At 69.5% G+C, this 15,860-nt stretch carries 17 protein-coding genes; 12 read left to right on the forward strand and 5 right to left on the reverse strand.

What is annotated here, in order from left to right; translation table 11 throughout:
• The first annotated feature begins 255 nt into the window (after positions 1-255).
• From BJY14_RS20035 to BJY14_RS20050, 4 genes are all read left to right on the forward strand, one after another.
• On the forward strand, positions 256-738 hold the full coding sequence (locus BJY14_RS20035; protein WP_179845020.1) for a hypothetical protein: 483 nt from the start codon (positions 256-258) through the stop codon (positions 736-738).
• The gene (locus BJY14_RS20040; RefSeq protein ID WP_179845021.1) at positions 735-2,015 is read left to right on the forward strand and encodes a sensor histidine kinase; all 1,281 of its coding nucleotides are present in this window, start codon (positions 735-737) and stop codon (positions 2,013-2,015) included. The genes BJY14_RS20035 and BJY14_RS20040 overlap by 4 nt, the downstream gene beginning before the upstream one ends.
• 5 nt (positions 2,016-2,020) lie before the next feature.
• On the forward strand, positions 2,021-2,665 hold the full coding sequence (locus tag BJY14_RS20045; protein ID WP_218906660.1) for a LuxR C-terminal-related transcriptional regulator: 645 nt from the start codon (positions 2,021-2,023) through the stop codon (positions 2,663-2,665).
• Positions 2,666-3,068: 403 nt separating this feature from the next.
• The gene (locus BJY14_RS20050) at positions 3,069-3,350 is read left to right on the forward strand and encodes a hypothetical protein (protein WP_179845023.1); all 282 of its coding nucleotides are present in this window, start codon (positions 3,069-3,071) and stop codon (positions 3,348-3,350) included.
• A 259-nt stretch (positions 3,351-3,609) separates the two neighbouring features.
• Here the strand turns inward: BJY14_RS20050 and BJY14_RS20055 are convergent, their stop codons facing one another.
• Both BJY14_RS20055 and BJY14_RS20060 read right to left on the reverse strand, forming a co-directional pair.
• Positions 3,610-4,194 carry a hypothetical protein gene (locus tag BJY14_RS20055; protein WP_179845024.1) on the reverse strand — a complete coding sequence of 195 codons (585 nt, stop codon included), beginning with the start codon at positions 4,192-4,194 and terminating at the stop codon, positions 3,610-3,612.
• 221 nt (positions 4,195-4,415) lie between these two features.
• On the reverse strand, positions 4,416-5,453 hold the full coding sequence (locus tag BJY14_RS20060) for an AraC family transcriptional regulator (protein ID WP_179845025.1): 1,038 nt from the start codon (positions 5,451-5,453) through the stop codon (positions 4,416-4,418).
• 231 nt (positions 5,454-5,684) lie between these two features.
• Between BJY14_RS20060 and BJY14_RS20065 the strand changes: the two genes are divergently transcribed.
• Positions 5,685-6,899: a cytochrome P450 family protein gene (locus BJY14_RS20065; RefSeq protein WP_179845026.1), complete on the forward strand. Its 1,215-nt coding sequence runs from the start codon at positions 5,685-5,687 to the stop codon at positions 6,897-6,899.
• A gap of 49 nt (positions 6,900-6,948) precedes the next feature.
• Entirely contained in the window at positions 6,949-7,974 is a 1,026-nt protein-coding gene (locus tag BJY14_RS20070) for a hypothetical protein (protein WP_179845027.1), read from the forward strand.
• 18 nt (positions 7,975-7,992) lie between these two features.
• Here BJY14_RS20070 and BJY14_RS20075 read toward each other — a convergent pair whose 3' ends face one another.
• Positions 7,993-9,732 (reverse strand): ABC transporter ATP-binding protein, encoded by a 1,740-nt coding sequence (locus tag BJY14_RS20075; protein ID WP_246395996.1) that lies wholly within the window; start codon positions 9,730-9,732, stop codon positions 7,993-7,995.
• A gap of 364 nt (positions 9,733-10,096) precedes the next feature.
• Between BJY14_RS20075 and BJY14_RS20080 the strand changes: the two genes are divergently transcribed.
• Complete coding sequence (locus tag BJY14_RS20080; protein WP_179845029.1) at positions 10,097-10,294, forward strand: hypothetical protein; 198 nt, start codon at positions 10,097-10,099, stop codon at positions 10,292-10,294.
• Positions 10,295-11,072: 778 nt separating this feature from the next.
• Here BJY14_RS20080 and BJY14_RS20085 read toward each other — a convergent pair.
• Together BJY14_RS20085 and BJY14_RS20090 are read right to left on the reverse strand one after the other, a co-directional pair.
• Complete coding sequence (locus BJY14_RS20085) at positions 11,073-11,903, reverse strand: maleylpyruvate isomerase family mycothiol-dependent enzyme (RefSeq protein ID WP_179845030.1); 831 nt, start codon at positions 11,901-11,903, stop codon at positions 11,073-11,075.
• A gap of 69 nt (positions 11,904-11,972) precedes the next feature.
• A complete protein-coding gene (locus tag BJY14_RS20090; RefSeq protein WP_179845031.1) occupies positions 11,973-12,368 on the reverse strand; it encodes an ATP-binding protein in 396 nt (131 codons plus the stop codon).
• A gap of 137 nt (positions 12,369-12,505) precedes the next feature.
• Between BJY14_RS20090 and BJY14_RS20095 the strand changes: the two genes are divergently transcribed.
• The 5 genes from BJY14_RS20095 to BJY14_RS20115 all read left to right on the forward strand — a co-directional run bounded on the left by BJY14_RS20095 (position 12,506) and on the right by BJY14_RS20115 (position 15,815).
• Positions 12,506-13,315, forward strand: a complete 810-nt coding sequence (locus BJY14_RS20095) for a helix-turn-helix domain-containing protein (protein ID WP_179845032.1) — start codon at positions 12,506-12,508, stop codon at positions 13,313-13,315.
• Positions 13,306-13,506: a DUF397 domain-containing protein gene (locus tag BJY14_RS20100; protein WP_179845033.1), complete on the forward strand. Its 201-nt coding sequence runs from the start codon at positions 13,306-13,308 to the stop codon at positions 13,504-13,506. The genes BJY14_RS20095 and BJY14_RS20100 overlap by 10 nt, the downstream gene beginning before the upstream one ends.
• Positions 13,507-13,790: 284 nt before the next feature.
• Positions 13,791-14,105 (forward strand): DUF397 domain-containing protein, encoded by a 315-nt coding sequence (locus BJY14_RS45355; protein WP_179845034.1) that lies wholly within the window; start codon positions 13,791-13,793, stop codon positions 14,103-14,105.
• Positions 14,106-14,276: 171 nt separating this feature from the next.
• Positions 14,277-14,927: a VanZ family protein gene (locus BJY14_RS20110; RefSeq protein WP_179845035.1), complete on the forward strand. Its 651-nt coding sequence runs from the start codon at positions 14,277-14,279 to the stop codon at positions 14,925-14,927.
• A gap of 201 nt (positions 14,928-15,128) precedes the next feature.
• A complete protein-coding gene (locus BJY14_RS20115; protein WP_179845036.1) occupies positions 15,129-15,815 on the forward strand; it encodes a M15 family metallopeptidase in 687 nt (228 codons plus the stop codon).
• Positions 15,816-15,860 lie beyond the last annotated feature (45 nt).

The following is a 15,860-nucleotide window of genomic DNA, read 5'->3' on the forward strand; positions in this document are numbered from 1 at the left end:
GAAGGCCTACGGTGCCTCTGCGGTTCCGCAGAGGCACCGTAGGCCGCACCTGTTCGACCGCTCGACCGCTTGACCGCGAGCAGATGCTGAACTCCCGCGAGACTCTGAGCCCCCGCGGATCTCGCTCCCCACGCCCTGCGTCCGCGGGGAGGGTGAGGTTAACCGAACCCCGATCCGCCTGCTTCCACGATCGACCCGAGGACGCCCCGGAGACGAGCCTGGAGACACCCGTTAACACAGCTCGGAAGGTGTCCCATGGCGATCCTCCTCTCCCGTGCCACGCACCGGTCCCGCTTCGGCTCACCGCTCTGGCGGCGCTCCGCCTACGCGTTCGCGGCCCTGCCCGCGGGACTGGCCTCGCTCACGGGGGCACGGGTGCAGCCGGCACTCGCGCACCGTCTGCTGAACATGCCGTCCGCGCGTTCCGGACGGGTCCGGACGATCCTGCACGCCCTCCTCTCGCTGCCGCTCGGCGTCCTGTCCCTCCTGGCGGCCGCGTACGGGTGGGCGATCGTCGTGCTCAACCTGCTCTACCCGGCCCGCTGGCTCATCGGGATGGGCGGTTCGCTGGAGGACTCCTGGGGCGGCCCGACGCTCGCCGGTGCCTGGGCCGTCCACGCGGCGGGCGGGCTGGTGATGTTGCTGCTGATGCCCGCCCTAATGCGGGGCATCACCACGTTCCAGGCCCGATTGATGCTCCGCGTCCTCGGCAGGGCGGACGGGACAATGGGACGGTGACAAAGGTACTGAGGGCCACGGCCGTCCGCCGGGCGTGGACGGAGGCGCTCTACCTGCTCGCCGGCACCCCCGTCGCCCTGGTCGGGCTGTACTACGCGGTGTTCTCGGGCGCGTTCGGGGTCGTCATGTCGGTCACCCGGCTGGGATCGGCCGCGACGGCGGCGGTGCTGCGGGGCGCCTGCCGGTTCGGGGAGCTGCACCGCCGGCTCGCGGCCGTCCTGCTGGACGAGCGGGTGCCGGCGCCCGGCAGGCCGCAGTCGCGGGCCGGGCTGCGGGCCTGGGTGCGGGACGCGCACGGCGCGGCCGGCTACCGCGCGTTCCTGCACCTGCTCGTCCGGTTCCCGCTCGCCGTTCTCGGCGTCGCCGTGGTGCTCGTGACCTGGGTGTACGGGTTCCTTCTGCTCACCTATCCGATCCAGCTCCCCCTGCACCTCAACGAGATCACCTCGCGCGACCCGGAAGGCAGGGTCCGGCACGGCCTGGTCGTCGGCGGGTTCTACTTCGACACGTGGCAGCGCAGCCTGCTGGTGGCGCTGGCCGGCGCCGTCCTGCTGGCGGTGGCGCCGCGGGCCGTGCGGCTGGCCGTCCGCCTCGACCTCGCGGTGCTGCGGTCGCTGCTCGGCCCGCGGCCGGACGACGCCCGCATCCGTGACCTGGAGCGGAGCCGGTCGTACGCGGTCGAGAACGCGGCGGCGACGCTCCGCCGGATCGAGCGGAACCTGCACGACGGTGCCCAGGTACGGCTCGTCTCGCTGACCATGACGCTGGCCGCGCTGCAGGAGACCCTTCCGGACGGCACCCCCGAGCCCACCCGTGAGCTGGTCGCCGCCGCGCGCACCGGCGCCCGGGAGGCGATCGCCGAGCTGCGCGAACTGGTCCGCGGCATCCATCCGCCCGTCCTGGACCAGGGGCTGGACGCGGCGCTGGCGTCGGTCGCCGCGCGCAGCCCCGTCCCGGCGGAGCTGGAGACGGATCTGCCGGTCCGGCCGTCCGCGGCGATCGAGTCGATCGCCTACTTCTGCACCGCGGAGCTGCTGGCCAACGCGGGACGGCATGCGGCGGCCCGCCGGGTGACCGTGTCCGCCGTCCAGCCGGGGGACGGCACGCTGCGGCTGACGGTCACCGACGACGGGAGGGGCGGCGCGCGGACCCGTCCCGGCGGCGGGCTCGCAGGGCTGGCCGAGCGGGTGCGTACGGTGGACGGCGAGCTGTCCGTGCTGAGCCCGCCGGGAGGACCGACCACCGTGACCGTCACGCTCCCCCTCACCACCTCATGACCGGTCTGCGCGTGGTGATCGCGGAGGACGCGGCGATCCTGCGGGACGGCCTCGCCCACCTGCTGGGGCTGCGCGGCCACTCGGTGGTCGCGGCGGTCGGCGACGCCCCCGCGCTGCACGCGGCCGTGGCCGAGCACGCGCCGGACGTCGCCGTGGTCGACATCCGGATGCCGCCGACGCACACCGACGAGGGGCTGCACGCCGCGATCGAGCTGCGCCGCGTCCGTCCCGGCCTGGGCATTCTGCTGTTCTCGCAGTACGTGGAGACGAGGTACGCGGCCGAGCTGCTGGCGGGCTCGCCCGCGGGCGTCGGCTACCTGCTGAAGGAGCGGGTGTCCGACCTCGACGACTTCGTGGACGCGCTGAACCGCGTCGCCGCCGGGGGCACCGCGCTCGACCCGGAGGTCGTGGCGCACCTGCTCGGCGCCGCCCGGCGCGACGACGGGCTCGCGTCCCTCACCCCGCGCGAGCGGGAGGTCCTCGGGCTGATGGCGGAGGGCCGGACGAACGCGGCGATCGCCGCGTCCCTCGTCGTCACCGAGCGGGCCGTGGAGAAGCACATCGCGAACATCTTCACCAAGCTCGGCCTCGCGCCCACGGGCACGGACCACCGCCGCGTCCTGGCCGTCTTGCGCCACCTGGGGGCGTAGTGATCCTCCGCCCGCCCGGGGAGACCGGGTTCGTTTCGGTGATGCGCGGGGCGTTACCGCAGCGTGCCGGCGATGGCGGTGCCCCGTGTCGGACTTGACCGAGCGAATCCACTGCGATCGGGGTTAGTGTTACCGATTGATGGGCGTACCTCATCCGGTTCATGGCGTACGACCGGCCGCCGATGCCGGGCCTGATGCGCTTTGCCGGAAACGGCCAACGGCGCACCTTGGGCCCGGAACACGCGAGAGAGGATCGGACAATGGCGCGACGGTGCCGGGACGGCGGCCGCGCGGCAAGGCTCCGGCGAGCCCTGACGGGCGGCGCGGACTCGGTTGCGCGGTGGGACCCCTGGCCGCGTGAGATGGTAGCGATCACAGGAGCCGGGCAGGGAGCAGAGACGACATGTTGCAGGGCTTGAAGGTGGCCATAGTGCTGGCCGAGCCGACGAAGGAAGACCCGAACACCCAGAATCTGGCCGACTGGCTGCGCAACATCTTCGGGCCGCTGTTCCTGGTGATCATCGGGATCGTGGCCCTGTTCTTCCTGTTCACCCGGGAGATCACGCGGTTCATTCAGTTCATCGTGCTCAGCATCGTGATCGCGATCGTCTTCTACTACCCCGGGATCATCACGTCGTTGGCAGGCGGAATCGTGCGGGCGCTAGGCATCAAGGAGCCCGGCTAGGCCCGCGCGTCCACCACGGTCGGCGCCGCCGAGGCGGCCAGGACGACCGCGCCCACGTCAGGCTTGGAGGCTCTGGGAGGCCCTTCATACGGCCGGTGCGGCGGTAGAGGCGGCCCACAGGAGGCGTTCGGTCGGGCCGGTGCGGCGGCCCGTTGACGGCTCCCTGACCGTCCCGAGGGCGGGCGCAAGGCTCCACAGCCGGAGTGTCGCAGGGATCGGCGGCCCCGGCGCTCGAAAGAACCGCCGGGGCTGCCGGTCGTCACTGTCCGGTCGCCGGCATGTCCCAGATCACCACGCGCGCCCTGACGATCGGTGACGTGGTGGTCGAGTGCGCGTCCACGATCGTCAGTCGCGCCACCCGGCCCGCGCCGGTCGATACGCAGACCACGTCATCCTCGTCCACCTTGACCTCGTCGGATCCCTCCGCCGCCGCGGCATCCCGGCACTGGATCGCCGACGGCTCGCTCCGTGGACGCATCAGGGCGACCTGCGCATCCGAATCGGCCTCCACCGCAGGTCTGAGCCAGGCGCCCCGGATGTCGGGCTCCCCGTCCCGCTCCGAGAGACGCGGCGGTTTGGCGTCCAGATCTCGCCGCGACCGCGGCCCGGCCAGCAGCACCATCCCCCGCCAGCGCACGACCGGCGCCGTGATGGTCGGGGACGGTTTCGGCGCGGCCGAGCCGGCGGGCGCGGAAGGCGCCGCCGTGGTCGACCTCGGTGGCGCGGCCGCCCCGCGCTTGTCCGGCCCGCCGCCGTCGTCATCCGGGGTGACGGCGATCGCCACCGCGACGAGCAGCCCGAGCAGCACGGCGCCGACCGCGACGGCGATCCCCACATGCTGCATCTGCAAGCCGGTGCCGGTGCTTCTGTCATGATCTGGCATTGACCCGTTCATCACCGCTCACCTTGATGCGCGTCAGGACCAAGGTCAACCGACAGGACGACCATTTATCCTAGATCGCCCAAATGTCGTGCGTAATGCCCGGAGAATCCCCGTCAGATCGGTGCCACACGCCGTCGGTGGAGCCGGGACCGATCGCGTCTGGTCGGCCTCCGTGACCGCCTTCAGGCGCGGCGATCCGGACCTATGAGACGGGGCTGCGGCGGGCGCGGCGCCTGCCGCGGCCGGCGGTCGTCGCACTCCACGTCCCGGATGCCACCGGGCTCGCTCTGAGCGGGGATTTCGGTGAGTCTGCGGCGGCGGAAGTCTCGTGGGGTCTCGCCGTAGCGGCTTTTGAAGGCCGAGGAGAACCAGGTGGGAGTGAGGCCGGCGCGGGAGGCGATGTCGCTGATGCTGAGGTCGCTGTGCGCCGGGTCCTGGAGGACGTCCCGGGCGTCTCGCAGCGTTTCCTCGATGCGCAGGTCGCGGTAGGTGGTGCCCGTCTGGTGGAGGGCGTTGCGCAGGTGGCGTGGCGACCAGCCGAGCGCGTGGGCCGCGGCGGCGAGCGGGAGCTTGCCGGTCCCGAGATGGTTCCGCACGTATTCGCGGACGAGTCGGGCGACGTCGGTGAGGTGGGCTTCCGGCGGCCGCGCGTCCTTGAGAACGATCATGCAGAACAGTTCGGTCATCCGATCGCACACCGCGTGGAACTCGTGGTCGGACAGGTTGTCCCGTTCGACGTGGGTGCTTTCGATCAGGGCGCTGAGGATGCGGCCGAGACCGGTGTTCAGGTCGAGGACGAGACGCAGTGGTGCGGGCGAGTCCACGTGGTTGTCGAGTTCGGAGCGCGGGACCTGGAACGCGTAGGCCTCCGACTCAGGGACGGAGAGCCAGCATGACTCGTCCATCCCCATCGCGGAGGCGTACCCTGGAGGGGTCCGTGTTTCGTCCTGGCCGTGCCTGACTGTGTAGACGCCTTGTCGCGGCATCACGATCCAGTAGTGCTCGTCGCCGGGGACCCTGCGGACGTGCGAGGGTGTCCGGGCGGCGATCCGGTCGCCGCGCTGATCCCAGCGCATCAGGCGGTAGCCGCCGCTTTCCTGGACGGTGAGTTCCGCGCGCCAGCGTCCCGGGTTCCGGAAGCGGTGGTCCATCGGCAGGATGCTGTTGCTGAGATCGCGCCAGGCGTCGGTGTGGTCGGTGGTCCAGGAGTGGTACTGCATGGGCTACCTCCGCTGTGAGCCCGCACTCGCCCGGTAACCCAACGTCCCCACGCGGTCGCTGTCAAGCCCTCCGGCGGGCCCGCCGGTCGTCTGTTTTCGTGCCGTCCGATTTCTGGTTCGGGGCAGGATCCGCCCGTGAGCATGGCCGGTCGGTCGGCGCGCGGCGATACTCGGGCCCGTCCGCCGCCAGAAGAGCCGCCCGGCGGGGTGCGACGAAGGGAATCCGTGACGATGAGCCTGCCCGCGTTTCCGGCCCTCGACGAGAGCCCGCTCGACACCTGCCTCCGGCTCCGGGAGATCGCGCCCGTGGTCGAGGTGGAGTTCCCCGGCGGCGTGCCGGCCTACCTGGCGCTGACCCACAGGGCCGCCCGCGAGATCCTCGCCGGGGACAACAGGACCTTCGCCCGCGACCCGGGGCACTGGCCGGCGCTGCACGACGGGTCGATCCCCGAGGACTGGCCGCTGCGCGCCATCGTCCAGGGCGACCACCTGTCCACCAAGGACGGGGACGATCACCGGCGGCTGCGGGGCCTGGTCGGCAGGGCGTTCACCCCGGGGCGGGTGCAGGCGATGGAGCCGCGGATCCAGGAGCTCATCGACGCTCTGCTGGACGACGTGGTGGCGGCCGGCGACGGCGTCGACCTGGTGCCCGCCTTCACCGAGGCGCTGCCGATGGCGGTGATCTGCGAACTGTTCGGCGTCCCGGAGCCGGAACGGGCCCGGCTGCGGAAGTGGACGGCCGCTCTGCTGGCGCACACCACCCCGCCGGACGAGGCGTTCGAGACCCAGCGGGCGCTCATGACGTATCTGTACCAGCTGGCGGAACGCAAAAGGGTGGACCCCGGCGACGACCTCACGTCCGGCTTGGTGCAGGCCCGCGACCGGGACGACCGGCTCACCACCGACGAACTGGTCGCGGTGCTGTGGCTGATGCTGGTCGCCGGGCACGAGACCACCGTCCACCTGCTGGGGCACGCCATCGCCGCGCTGTCGGCGCATCCCGGCCAGTTGGCGCTGGCGATGGACGAGGACCGCTGGGGCGACGTGGTCGAGGAGACCCTGCGGTACCGCCATTCGGTGATGATGACCAGTTTCCGCTTCACGCTCACGGACGTGACGATCGCGGGCGTGGCCATCCCCAAGGGCAACGCGGTCGGCGTGGTGTACCAGGCGAGCGGCCTCGACCCGGAACGGTACGGGGAGAGCGCGGACAAGTTCGACATCACCCGCGAGCAGAGCGACGGTATCGGCTTCGGCCATGGCCCCCGGTACTGCATCGGCGCCCCGCTGGCCCGGCTGGAGAGCAGGCTCGCGCTCGCCTCGCTGTACCGGCGGCTGCCGGACCTCACCCTCGCGATCGACCCGGACGACGTCCCCTACTCGCCGTCCTTCTTCACCAGAGGCCCGCTGTCGCTCCCCATCACCCTCGGCGCCGACCGCCGCTGACCCTTTCCGCCCCGTCCTCGCGGCGTCTCATAGAGCTGGAGTCACATCCGTGCAATCGACCGTTCACCTCTGCGGCAGCGTGCCGCTCGCCGATTCCGAGTCCGTCTTCCGCGCGGTCGCGACCGCGCTCAATGGCCGCGTGCGGCGGATCCCGGACGGCGAACCGGGCGAGCGGGACAACTGGGTCGTGTGGCAGTTGGCGAAACTCTCGGCGCATCCGGACCTGGAGACGGTGCCGCCGCCCGGCCCGGAGTACGGGCCCACGCTGCGGGTCCGGCCGAGGCCCGGCGTCGACCCGGCGTCGGTGGTCTTCGGGCCGCTGGGGTACTCGGCGGCCGCGCTCGACTCGTGGCAGGTGTTCAGCCGCCTGCGCGCGGACGGCGTCATCCCGCCTGACGTGCGGTTCCAGGTCAGCCTGCCGACACCGATCGCCGTGGTCGCCGCGTTCATCGGCGCGCACCAGGCGGAGCTGGAGGCCGCGTACGAGGCCCGGCTGCTGGCCGAGCTGGACGAGATCCTGGCCGTGATCCCTCCCGCGGACCTCGCCGTCCAGTGGGACACCGCGGTCGAGTTCGCCGTCTTCGAGGAGGTCTATCCGGCCTGGTTCGGCACCGACTATCCGTCCCGCCTGACCGAGACGGTGACGCGGCTGGTCCGGCTCGGAGCCGCGGTACCGGACGGGGCCGAACTCGGATACCACCTTTGCTACGGCGACTTCGAGCACCGGCATTTCGTTGAGCCGGCCGACACGTCCAAACTGGCGGACGTCACCGCGGGCCTCGTCGACGGCCTCGGGCGGCGCCTGGACTGGGTGCACATGCCCGTGCCGCGCGGCCGCGCCGACGAGGCGTACTTCGCGCCGCTGGCGAACCTGTCGCTACCGGCGGAGGCCACCCTGTTCCTTGGGCTCGTGCATGTCACGGACGGACTCGACGGCGCCCGCGCGAGGATCGCCGCGGCCCGCGGGGTCCTGAAGACGTTCGGCATCGCGACCGAATGCGGCATGGGCCGACGTCCGCCCCAGCAGATCCCCGCCCTACTCGACCTGCACGCGGCGGTGGCCGACCTGCTCTGAGCGGCGGCCTGGGAGGCGTCAGCCGGTCACCGTCTGGGAGTCCCGGTCATGCGGGGCGGCGTGCACGGCGTCCGGAGTGGCCTCCTCGGTGAGGAAGCCGCCGGACTGGTGGTGCCAGAGCCGGGCATACGGGCCCTGCGACTGGAGGAGTTCCGCGTGGGAGCCCTCTTCAAGGACGCGGCCGCGGTCGAGGACGACCAGGCGGTCCATGCGGACGACCGTGCTCAGACGGTGCGCGACGACCAGCGCGGTGCGGTCGCGCATCAGGTGCCACAGAGCCTCCTGGACGAGGAGTTCGCTTTCGGAGTCCAGCGCACTGGTCGCCTCGTCCAGGAGAAGGATCGGGGTGTCTCGCAGGATGGCGCGGGCGAGGGCGACACGCTGCCGCTGACCGCCGGAGAGCTTCACGCCCCGCTCGCCGACCAGCGTGTCGAACCCGTCCGGCAGGCTCTCGACGAACTCGGTGACGTGCGCCGCCTGCGCGGCTCGGAGGATCTCGGTCTCGGTGGCACCCGGCCGGGCGAAGGCGATGTTGTCGCGCACCGACCGGTGGAACATCGCGGGTTCCTGCGGGACGTACGCGATCAGGTTGCGCAGGTCGCTCTGCCGAAGCCGCGCGATGTCCTGGCCGCCGACGAGGATCCGGCCGCCGTCAACGTCCATGAGCCGCAGGAGCAGCCGGGACAGCGTGGTCTTGCCGCCGCCGGACCGGCCCACCAGGCCGATCTTGGCGCCGCCGGGGATCTCCAGGTCCAGCCCCTCGAACAGCGGCGGGCCGTCGCCGTGCGCGAAGAGCACGCGCTCGAAGCGGACCGAGGCGTCGACCGGACGCAGCGGCTCCGGGTCGGGCGGGTCCACGACGGTCGGCGGCGTCATGAGCAGCTCGGTGAACTGCGCGCTCTCGGTGAGCGTGCTCTCCATCCGCCGGTAGATCTGGTTGAACTCGAACATGATCCGGGTCGCGTTGGTGTAGTAGGAGAACGTCACCACGATCGCCTCCACGCCGAGCCCGCCGCGAAGCGCCACCGCGACCAGCAGCCCCAGGGCGCTGGTCAGGATGGACATCGGAGCGACGATCGTGTCGACCCGCAGGTTGGCGTAATCCCAGGAGCGCAGCGCCAGGCGGTGCTGCTCGGCGACCCGGCCGCGGAACTCGGCGGCCTCCCGCTCCTCTGCGGCGAACGCGCGGACCGTCTCCATGTTGGTCAGCACGTCGGCGACGTGGCCCGACACCCGCACCTTCGCCGCCTCGCGCTCGTCCACCAGCACCTGCCTGCGGCGGATGAACGGGATGACGAGGAAGCCGGTGACGACGATCAGCCCGACGAGGACGACGACCAGGAGCGGGTGGTACCGCCACAGGATCACCGAGGCGAAGGACAGCGGAATCACGTTCGCCACGACCGAGAAGGTCAGGGTGTCGGCGAAATTTTCGAAGCCGCCGCAGAAGCTCAGTATCCGTTTGGTCAGCGCACCGGCGAAGTTGTCGTGGAAAAAAGCGGTGTCCTTGGCGAGCAGCTCGTCCATGCCGGTGATCGCGAGCCATTCGATGCCTCGGCCGTTCGCCCGGTTGAGGAAGTGCATCCCCACTCGCCACAGCGCCTCGCCCGCCAGCATCAAACCGGCGAATCCGAGAACGTACGGCAGGAGGGCGGCAAGGTCGTTTTCTCCGCCCTCGGCCAGGTGCCCTACCAGGGCGGCCACCATCAGCGGGGTCAGGTAGAACAGGCAGATATTACCTACCGCGGGCAAAGTCATCGCCGGAAGCGAGATACGCCACTGACGGCGCAGCACACCGCAGTAATAGCGCAGAGCCAGCAGAACCGCCTGCTGGCGGACCGACTGGCCGCCCCCGGAGCCACCTCGCACCAATAGCACAGCCACCCGCCCTCCACGCCGCCGCGCTTCCATGCTGCCTCAGACCGTCCAGGCAAGGCGAATGCATTTCCCGAGCGCTCAGGGCGATCTCCGATCATCTCGGAAACAGCCGCTCCGGCGGGGGAACCGCCTCGCGAGCAGGGCTGCTTGCGCCCATCCGCCCGGCGCGGACGGTCGCCTCCGTAGCGCGCCCGACATATCGGAACGGGCGCCACGAAAAACCAGACGGAAGGATGGAAGACCCATGGCGAAACGAATCGACGTGCCGAATGACTCGCACGTGCACCTCGACGATGTCATGTACGACGCGCTCGAAGAGGCCAGGTCGTCCGGGGAACCGGTGACCGTGGCCTACGGAGGCGCAGAGATCGTCGTCAAGCGCGACACCGTGGACGGCCCGTCGGCGATCACTCGCCGTCTGCTCGACGCAGCCGGCCTCTGACACACCCGCACCAGCGATGGTCCAGCCTGCGGGCTGGACCATCGCCTTGCAGGGAACCGCACCCTGGCTCCGTCCAGGCCCGTCCCAAGACAGGCTCCGCCTCGCGGGTTCCGCGCTGGCGGTCACCTTCCCGTGCTGGACGACCGGCTCACCGGGGACGCCGTGAAGGAGATCACGACCTGCCGTCGCCGAGCAGTCTGTAGTCGCCGCCGTCGAACGGCCTGATCCAGGCTTCGACGTCCTCACCTGGCCCCAGGAACACCGGAGCCAAGGCCGCAAGCAAGCTTCGCAACAACGTCAGTGACAAACTTCACTTGATTTGGTCAATTGATCTTGGTGTCGTATGGTCGTGCGCAGACCCGGGCATTCAGGCCCGGGTTGCCTCACAGCGGGCTAAGACCAGAGACAGCAAAGGTTGTAGTCAGAAATGTTCGACTTCATCATCGCCTTCATCACGTCCTGGGAGCCGTGCCGGACCTGCACCGGCTCCGGCTGGACCAGCCAGGGCCAGTGCCCGACCTGCCGCGGACAGGGCCGCTCCTGATCGGCCGTCCCGCCCCCTCGGCGGGAAAGGCCGTCTCCCCCAACAGCAGCCCTTCTCAACGCGGACGGGCCGCCCTCAAATTCAGCAACGGGAACGCCCGTTGACACGAACAACGACGTCGACCTCAAGTTCTTCTGAGGTGGATTGCTGATATGTGCGCAACCCAGGGTCCGGCGTGCACCGCCGGGCCCTGTTCTGTCTTTCCGACGCCCGTGCCGGATGTCTTGGGCCGGGCTAGGCGATGACTGCGAGCAGGGCTGTGATGGCCGTCGTGAGGTCGGCGTCGCCGGTCATCGTCGATCGCTGACGGGCCTCGTCCTCGGTGATGCCTCTGGTCGCCAGCCGCCAGAAGGTGTCCTGGTCCATCGAGACGAGGGCAGTCGCCTCCCCCAGAGGTTCGGTCATCTGCCATCGTCCGTCCTGCCGGACCACTCCCCACCGCCCGCCGGCCGCGCCAAGTACCTCCAGGTGCGCCGTGGTGTTCTCGGGGCGGTCGTGCATCCGCAAGGCGTGCGGCAGGCCGCGCGCGAAGATGTCCAGCACCGGAGCCATGAGATCGGGTTCGGTGGCGCCCGGCATGGAGACGGCGTCGCGCACCTGCTGCTGATGGACCCAGAACTCGGTGTATTCGCGACCGATGTCCAGCCAGGCGGGGCTGTCGATGTCGGTCGCGGCCCAGAAGACGTTGAGGTCGGCGGCGGACTGGAGGTCTCGTGATGCCCACAAGGCGTCGAGCCGCGGGCCCAGGTGATCCAGCAGTTCGATCATCAGTTGCGGGCTGAGCTGGCGGGACGCCCGGACGAACTCCTCGTTGGTACGCGCCAGGTAGGCGGGGAGCGTCTCGTCATCGGCGAAGATCGCGCCGCCGTACCCGTCGCGGCTGCCCGACAGGCGCCGCATGTAGTCGTTGAGCACATGACCGACGACGTCGTGCACGTCCCAGCCCGGGCACACCGTGGGCATCGCCCACTCGGCGGGGCTCAGGGCGCTGATCAGGTCGATCATGGCCCGCCGTTCGCGCGGGAACAGCGGGCGAACGTCAACGGTGGGGCCGAAGATCATCATCACGTGACCTTACCGACCTGCCGTCCTACCGTCCGCCGGTTTTCCGGCCGGCTGGGGCGGTGGTCTTCATCACGCATCGAGGACCGCGAAGACGACCTTGCCGACGTCGCCGGCCAGGGCGCGGATACCCCAGCAGCGGGCGTACTGGTCGACGATGAACAGGCCGCGGCCCGTCTCGCTGCCTGCGTCCGTCTTCAGCATGTGCGGCAGGTCGTAGGTGGCGTCCTGGACCTCCATCCACAGCGCGCCGTCTTCGGTGCGATCCAGCCGCAAGGTCACGTCGCCGTCCTTCTCGGACGCGTAGCGGAGAGCATTGGTGACCAGCTCGCTCGCCACCAGGCACGGCACGAAGTCGTCCATGTCCCACTGACCGGTGACCAGCCGCACGAACCGTCGCACCTCCGCAACGACCTTGAGGTCCTGCTTCACCACCATCTCGCTCGCGCTGCACGCCGCCTCACCCATGATCCTTCTCCTCACTATGTGTGTTCCTATGCACACAGTGAGCTACTTTCAGGCTATGGTGTGCCTACCGCTGCAAAGCGGCAACCAGTGGTAGTCGAGATGCTCCACTCGACATATGCCTTCGAAAGGCAGGAGCCATGCCCCCACGCCGCCAGCGCCCCCGAGAAGCCCCCGCCCTCGTCGCCTTCGGCCGTCAAATGCGAAGGCTGCGGGAGGCCAAAGACGTCAAGCAGGAGACCATCGCTCATCTGACCAAAGTGAGCGGTCCCCAGGTCAGCCGCATCGAGAACGGCAAGAAGCGCGCCACACGGTCGTTCGTCGTGGCCGTGGACGAGCACCTAGATGCAGGCGGCTCTCTCATCAGCTTGTGGGAAGACCTGAACAAGGACGGACACCCAGTACCGATCTGGTTCGACTGGCCACAGGTCGAAGCCGACGCCGCCATGCTGATCTGCTGGCAGCACTCGGTGATTCCAGGCCTTGCCCAGACGCCGGCCTACGCCCTAGCGCTGCTTCGCGGCAATCAGGAAGCCGCAGACGCTCGTATCGGTCGCCAGGCCATCCTCACCGAGGGTAAGGACTCCTCTCCACCAACCGTTGTGCTTCTGCTCAACGAACACGTGCTTCACAACCCCGTGGGGACCCCAGAGACGATGCGGGAACAGCTCGAACACCTTCTGGAGATGAGCTTGTTGCCCAACGTCACGATTCAAGTAGTGTTGTCAAGTGGTGAGCATGAAGGCGTCCTCGGCGCCTTCGTGGTCGCGACAATGGAGGATCGAAGCGAGGTCGCGTACATCGAGACAGCGATTCGAGGCATCACCACGGACAACCCGTCAGATCTGTCCAGCTTGGCGCGAACCTTGGTCGAGCTCCGTTCCCAGGCGCTCACGCACGCGATGTCGCGTGAACTGATCCGAAAGGTCATCAAAGAGAGATGGACCTGACCTACACCAAGTGGCGCAAGAGCACACACAGCGGCCCCAACGGCGGCGAGTGCATCGAGCTGGCAGATGTGGCGGGAGCAACTGTCGGGGCGGTGGCGGTGCGGGACAGTAAGGACCCGGACGGGCCCGTCCTCCTGCTGACCCGCGCGGCTCTGCGCACCGCTGTTAACTCCGCCCTCACCACCCGCTGACAGCCCCCGCCCGCCCGCCCGTCCGGCAGGCAGGCAGGCAGGGGAAGTGCATTCGTCGTGGCTACCCCATGGGGACTGGAGCGACGTCGTCCATATGGAGACGACGGTTCGAGGCGCCCCATCCACCCCAGCAACCGGCCGCAACAGCCGGCAGACAGCATCCGCAACCCTCACGACCGACCACCCCTCCGACCTGGCCAAGCTCTCCGAATCACTCAGAGAGTTACGTGCAAGTGCCCTCCCGAAGACATGTCCCGGGACAAGCTGAAAGAGGCGCTGGAGAAATGGACCTGACGAACCTCACCTGGCGCAAGGCGAGCCGCAGCGGCGAGAACGGCGGCAACTGCATCGAACTGGCAGGACTTGTGTGGCGCAAAGGTGGCCGCAGCGGCGAGAACGGCGGGGACTGCGTCGAGCTCGCGGGGCTTACGTGGCGCAAGAGCGCACATAGCGGCTCTAACGGCGGCGATTGCGTCGAGTTGGCGGGTGCGGTCGGGGTGGTGGCGGTGCGGGACAGTAAGGATCCGGACGGGCCTGTTCTGCTGCTGACCCGCGCGGCTCTGCGTACTGCCGTCCAGTCCGTCGCCGAGGTGCGCTGACCGACCCACGACCGTCTACTCGACTCCCGCGGCGCGCTGAGGTCGCGGTACGCGCGATACCTGCGTTCAGGCGGGCGGGCGGGACGGTGGCCTCGTCCTGGAGGCGGTGTATCGCGGGCGTATGGAAAAACGCATACGTTGCCGCAACAGGCTTCCGGCTCCACTGGCCGCATGGAACCTGACGCCTCGATGTCGGTGGCGGCTCGCCGTACGGGCGGGATCGTGCTTGTCGTCCTGGCGACCCTCGGCATCGTGAGCGCCGTGTTCGTCGTGCGGAGGCCGCTCATGATGGCCGTGCCGTCGTGCACGGCCGGGCGGTGGCACGGATGCTTCGACACGTTCAACGGGACGGTGCTCGTCACGGTGGCCGCGCTGCCGTTGGCAGGGCTGGCGGCGTGGGCTCTGGCAAGCCTTCGGAGTGCCTCCGGTGTCACTCCGTCGTGGCGGATGTCGCTGGCCGAGGTCGGCATCGTCTATGGGACGGTGCCGTGGGTCTGGATGATCCTGCTGCCGGGTGACGAGTCCGGCGCGGTCCTGAGCCTCGTGCCTCTGCGGGACCTGCTCACGATGGACACGGTCCAGATCGTCGGCAACCTCCTGGTGTTCGCGGCGCTGGGGTTCCTCGTCCCGGTGCGGTTCGCGGCACTGGCGTCGGTACCGCGGATCCTGGCGGTCGCGGCGACCTGCTCGGTCGTGGTCGAGTCCGCGCAGTACGTCCTGCGGCTGGACCGCGTGTCCTCCGTGGACGACGTCCTGCTCAACACCGCCGGCGCCGGACTGGCCGCGCTGGCGTCGCGCCGCTGGTGGCGCACTGCGGCCTGAGCGTCTTCAGGACGTCATCGAATCGGCGCCGACCAGAACATCTACGCGCGGGCGCCGGCGGCCCTTATATTCAGGGGCTGAGGCGCGCTGTCGTCGATGCGCTCGGCACAGGCATACGTCAGTTCTACGAGTCGGCGCATATCGTCGACATATCGAAAATTCTATACGTCCCGGCAACGCCGCATTGCCTTGACTAGTGGCATGTCACCAATACTGCCATCGCCACGAAAAGCACACCGCAAGGTTTACTGGGTTATCGGTATCGGCCTGCTGGTCGCCATGGCGGCGATCGGCTCGGCCCTCGGCTACCGGTCGCAGGACTCTTCACCCCCCTTGTACCCGTCCTGGTCCTCCTCCGCCGCGTCACCTCCGGATGTTCCTGGCGGTGAGCAGCGCGCCGGGCCAGGTAAGAACGCTCCTCGGCGTGGTCCGGTCGGCAAGGGGGACGGTGTCGTCCCCGACGGTGTGACGGTCTTCAACAACGCGTTCCCGGCCGTGGCCCGCCTCGATCAGCGCCTCCTCGCGGCCCTCCGCCAAGCCGCGACGGACGCCGCGGGCGACGGAATCAAGTTCTACGTGAACAGCGGCTGGCGCTCCCCCGCCTACCAGAACCAGCTTCTTCGGGAAGCAGTCTCCAAGTACGGCTCCGAGGAGGAAGCCGCCCGCTGGGTGGCCACCGCGTCGACCTCACTTCACGTAAAAGGGAAGGCCGTCGACATTGGTCACCCGGATGCCGCGAAATGGCTCTCGGAACACGGGGCCAGGTACGGGCTGTGCCAGATTTACAGGAACGAGTCCTGGCACTACGAACTGCGCGCCAACGCGAGCGATCGTGGCTGCCCGCCGATGTACGCCGACCCCACCCAGGACCCCAGAACCCGGCGGTGACCGTCCCCGCGAGGTCCTGTTTGACGCTCGCCACAGCTAACCGCT

This window comes from Actinomadura luteofluorescens, from assembly GCF_013409365.1.
Classification (GTDB): domain Bacteria; phylum Actinomycetota; class Actinomycetes; order Streptosporangiales; family Streptosporangiaceae; genus Spirillospora; species Spirillospora luteofluorescens.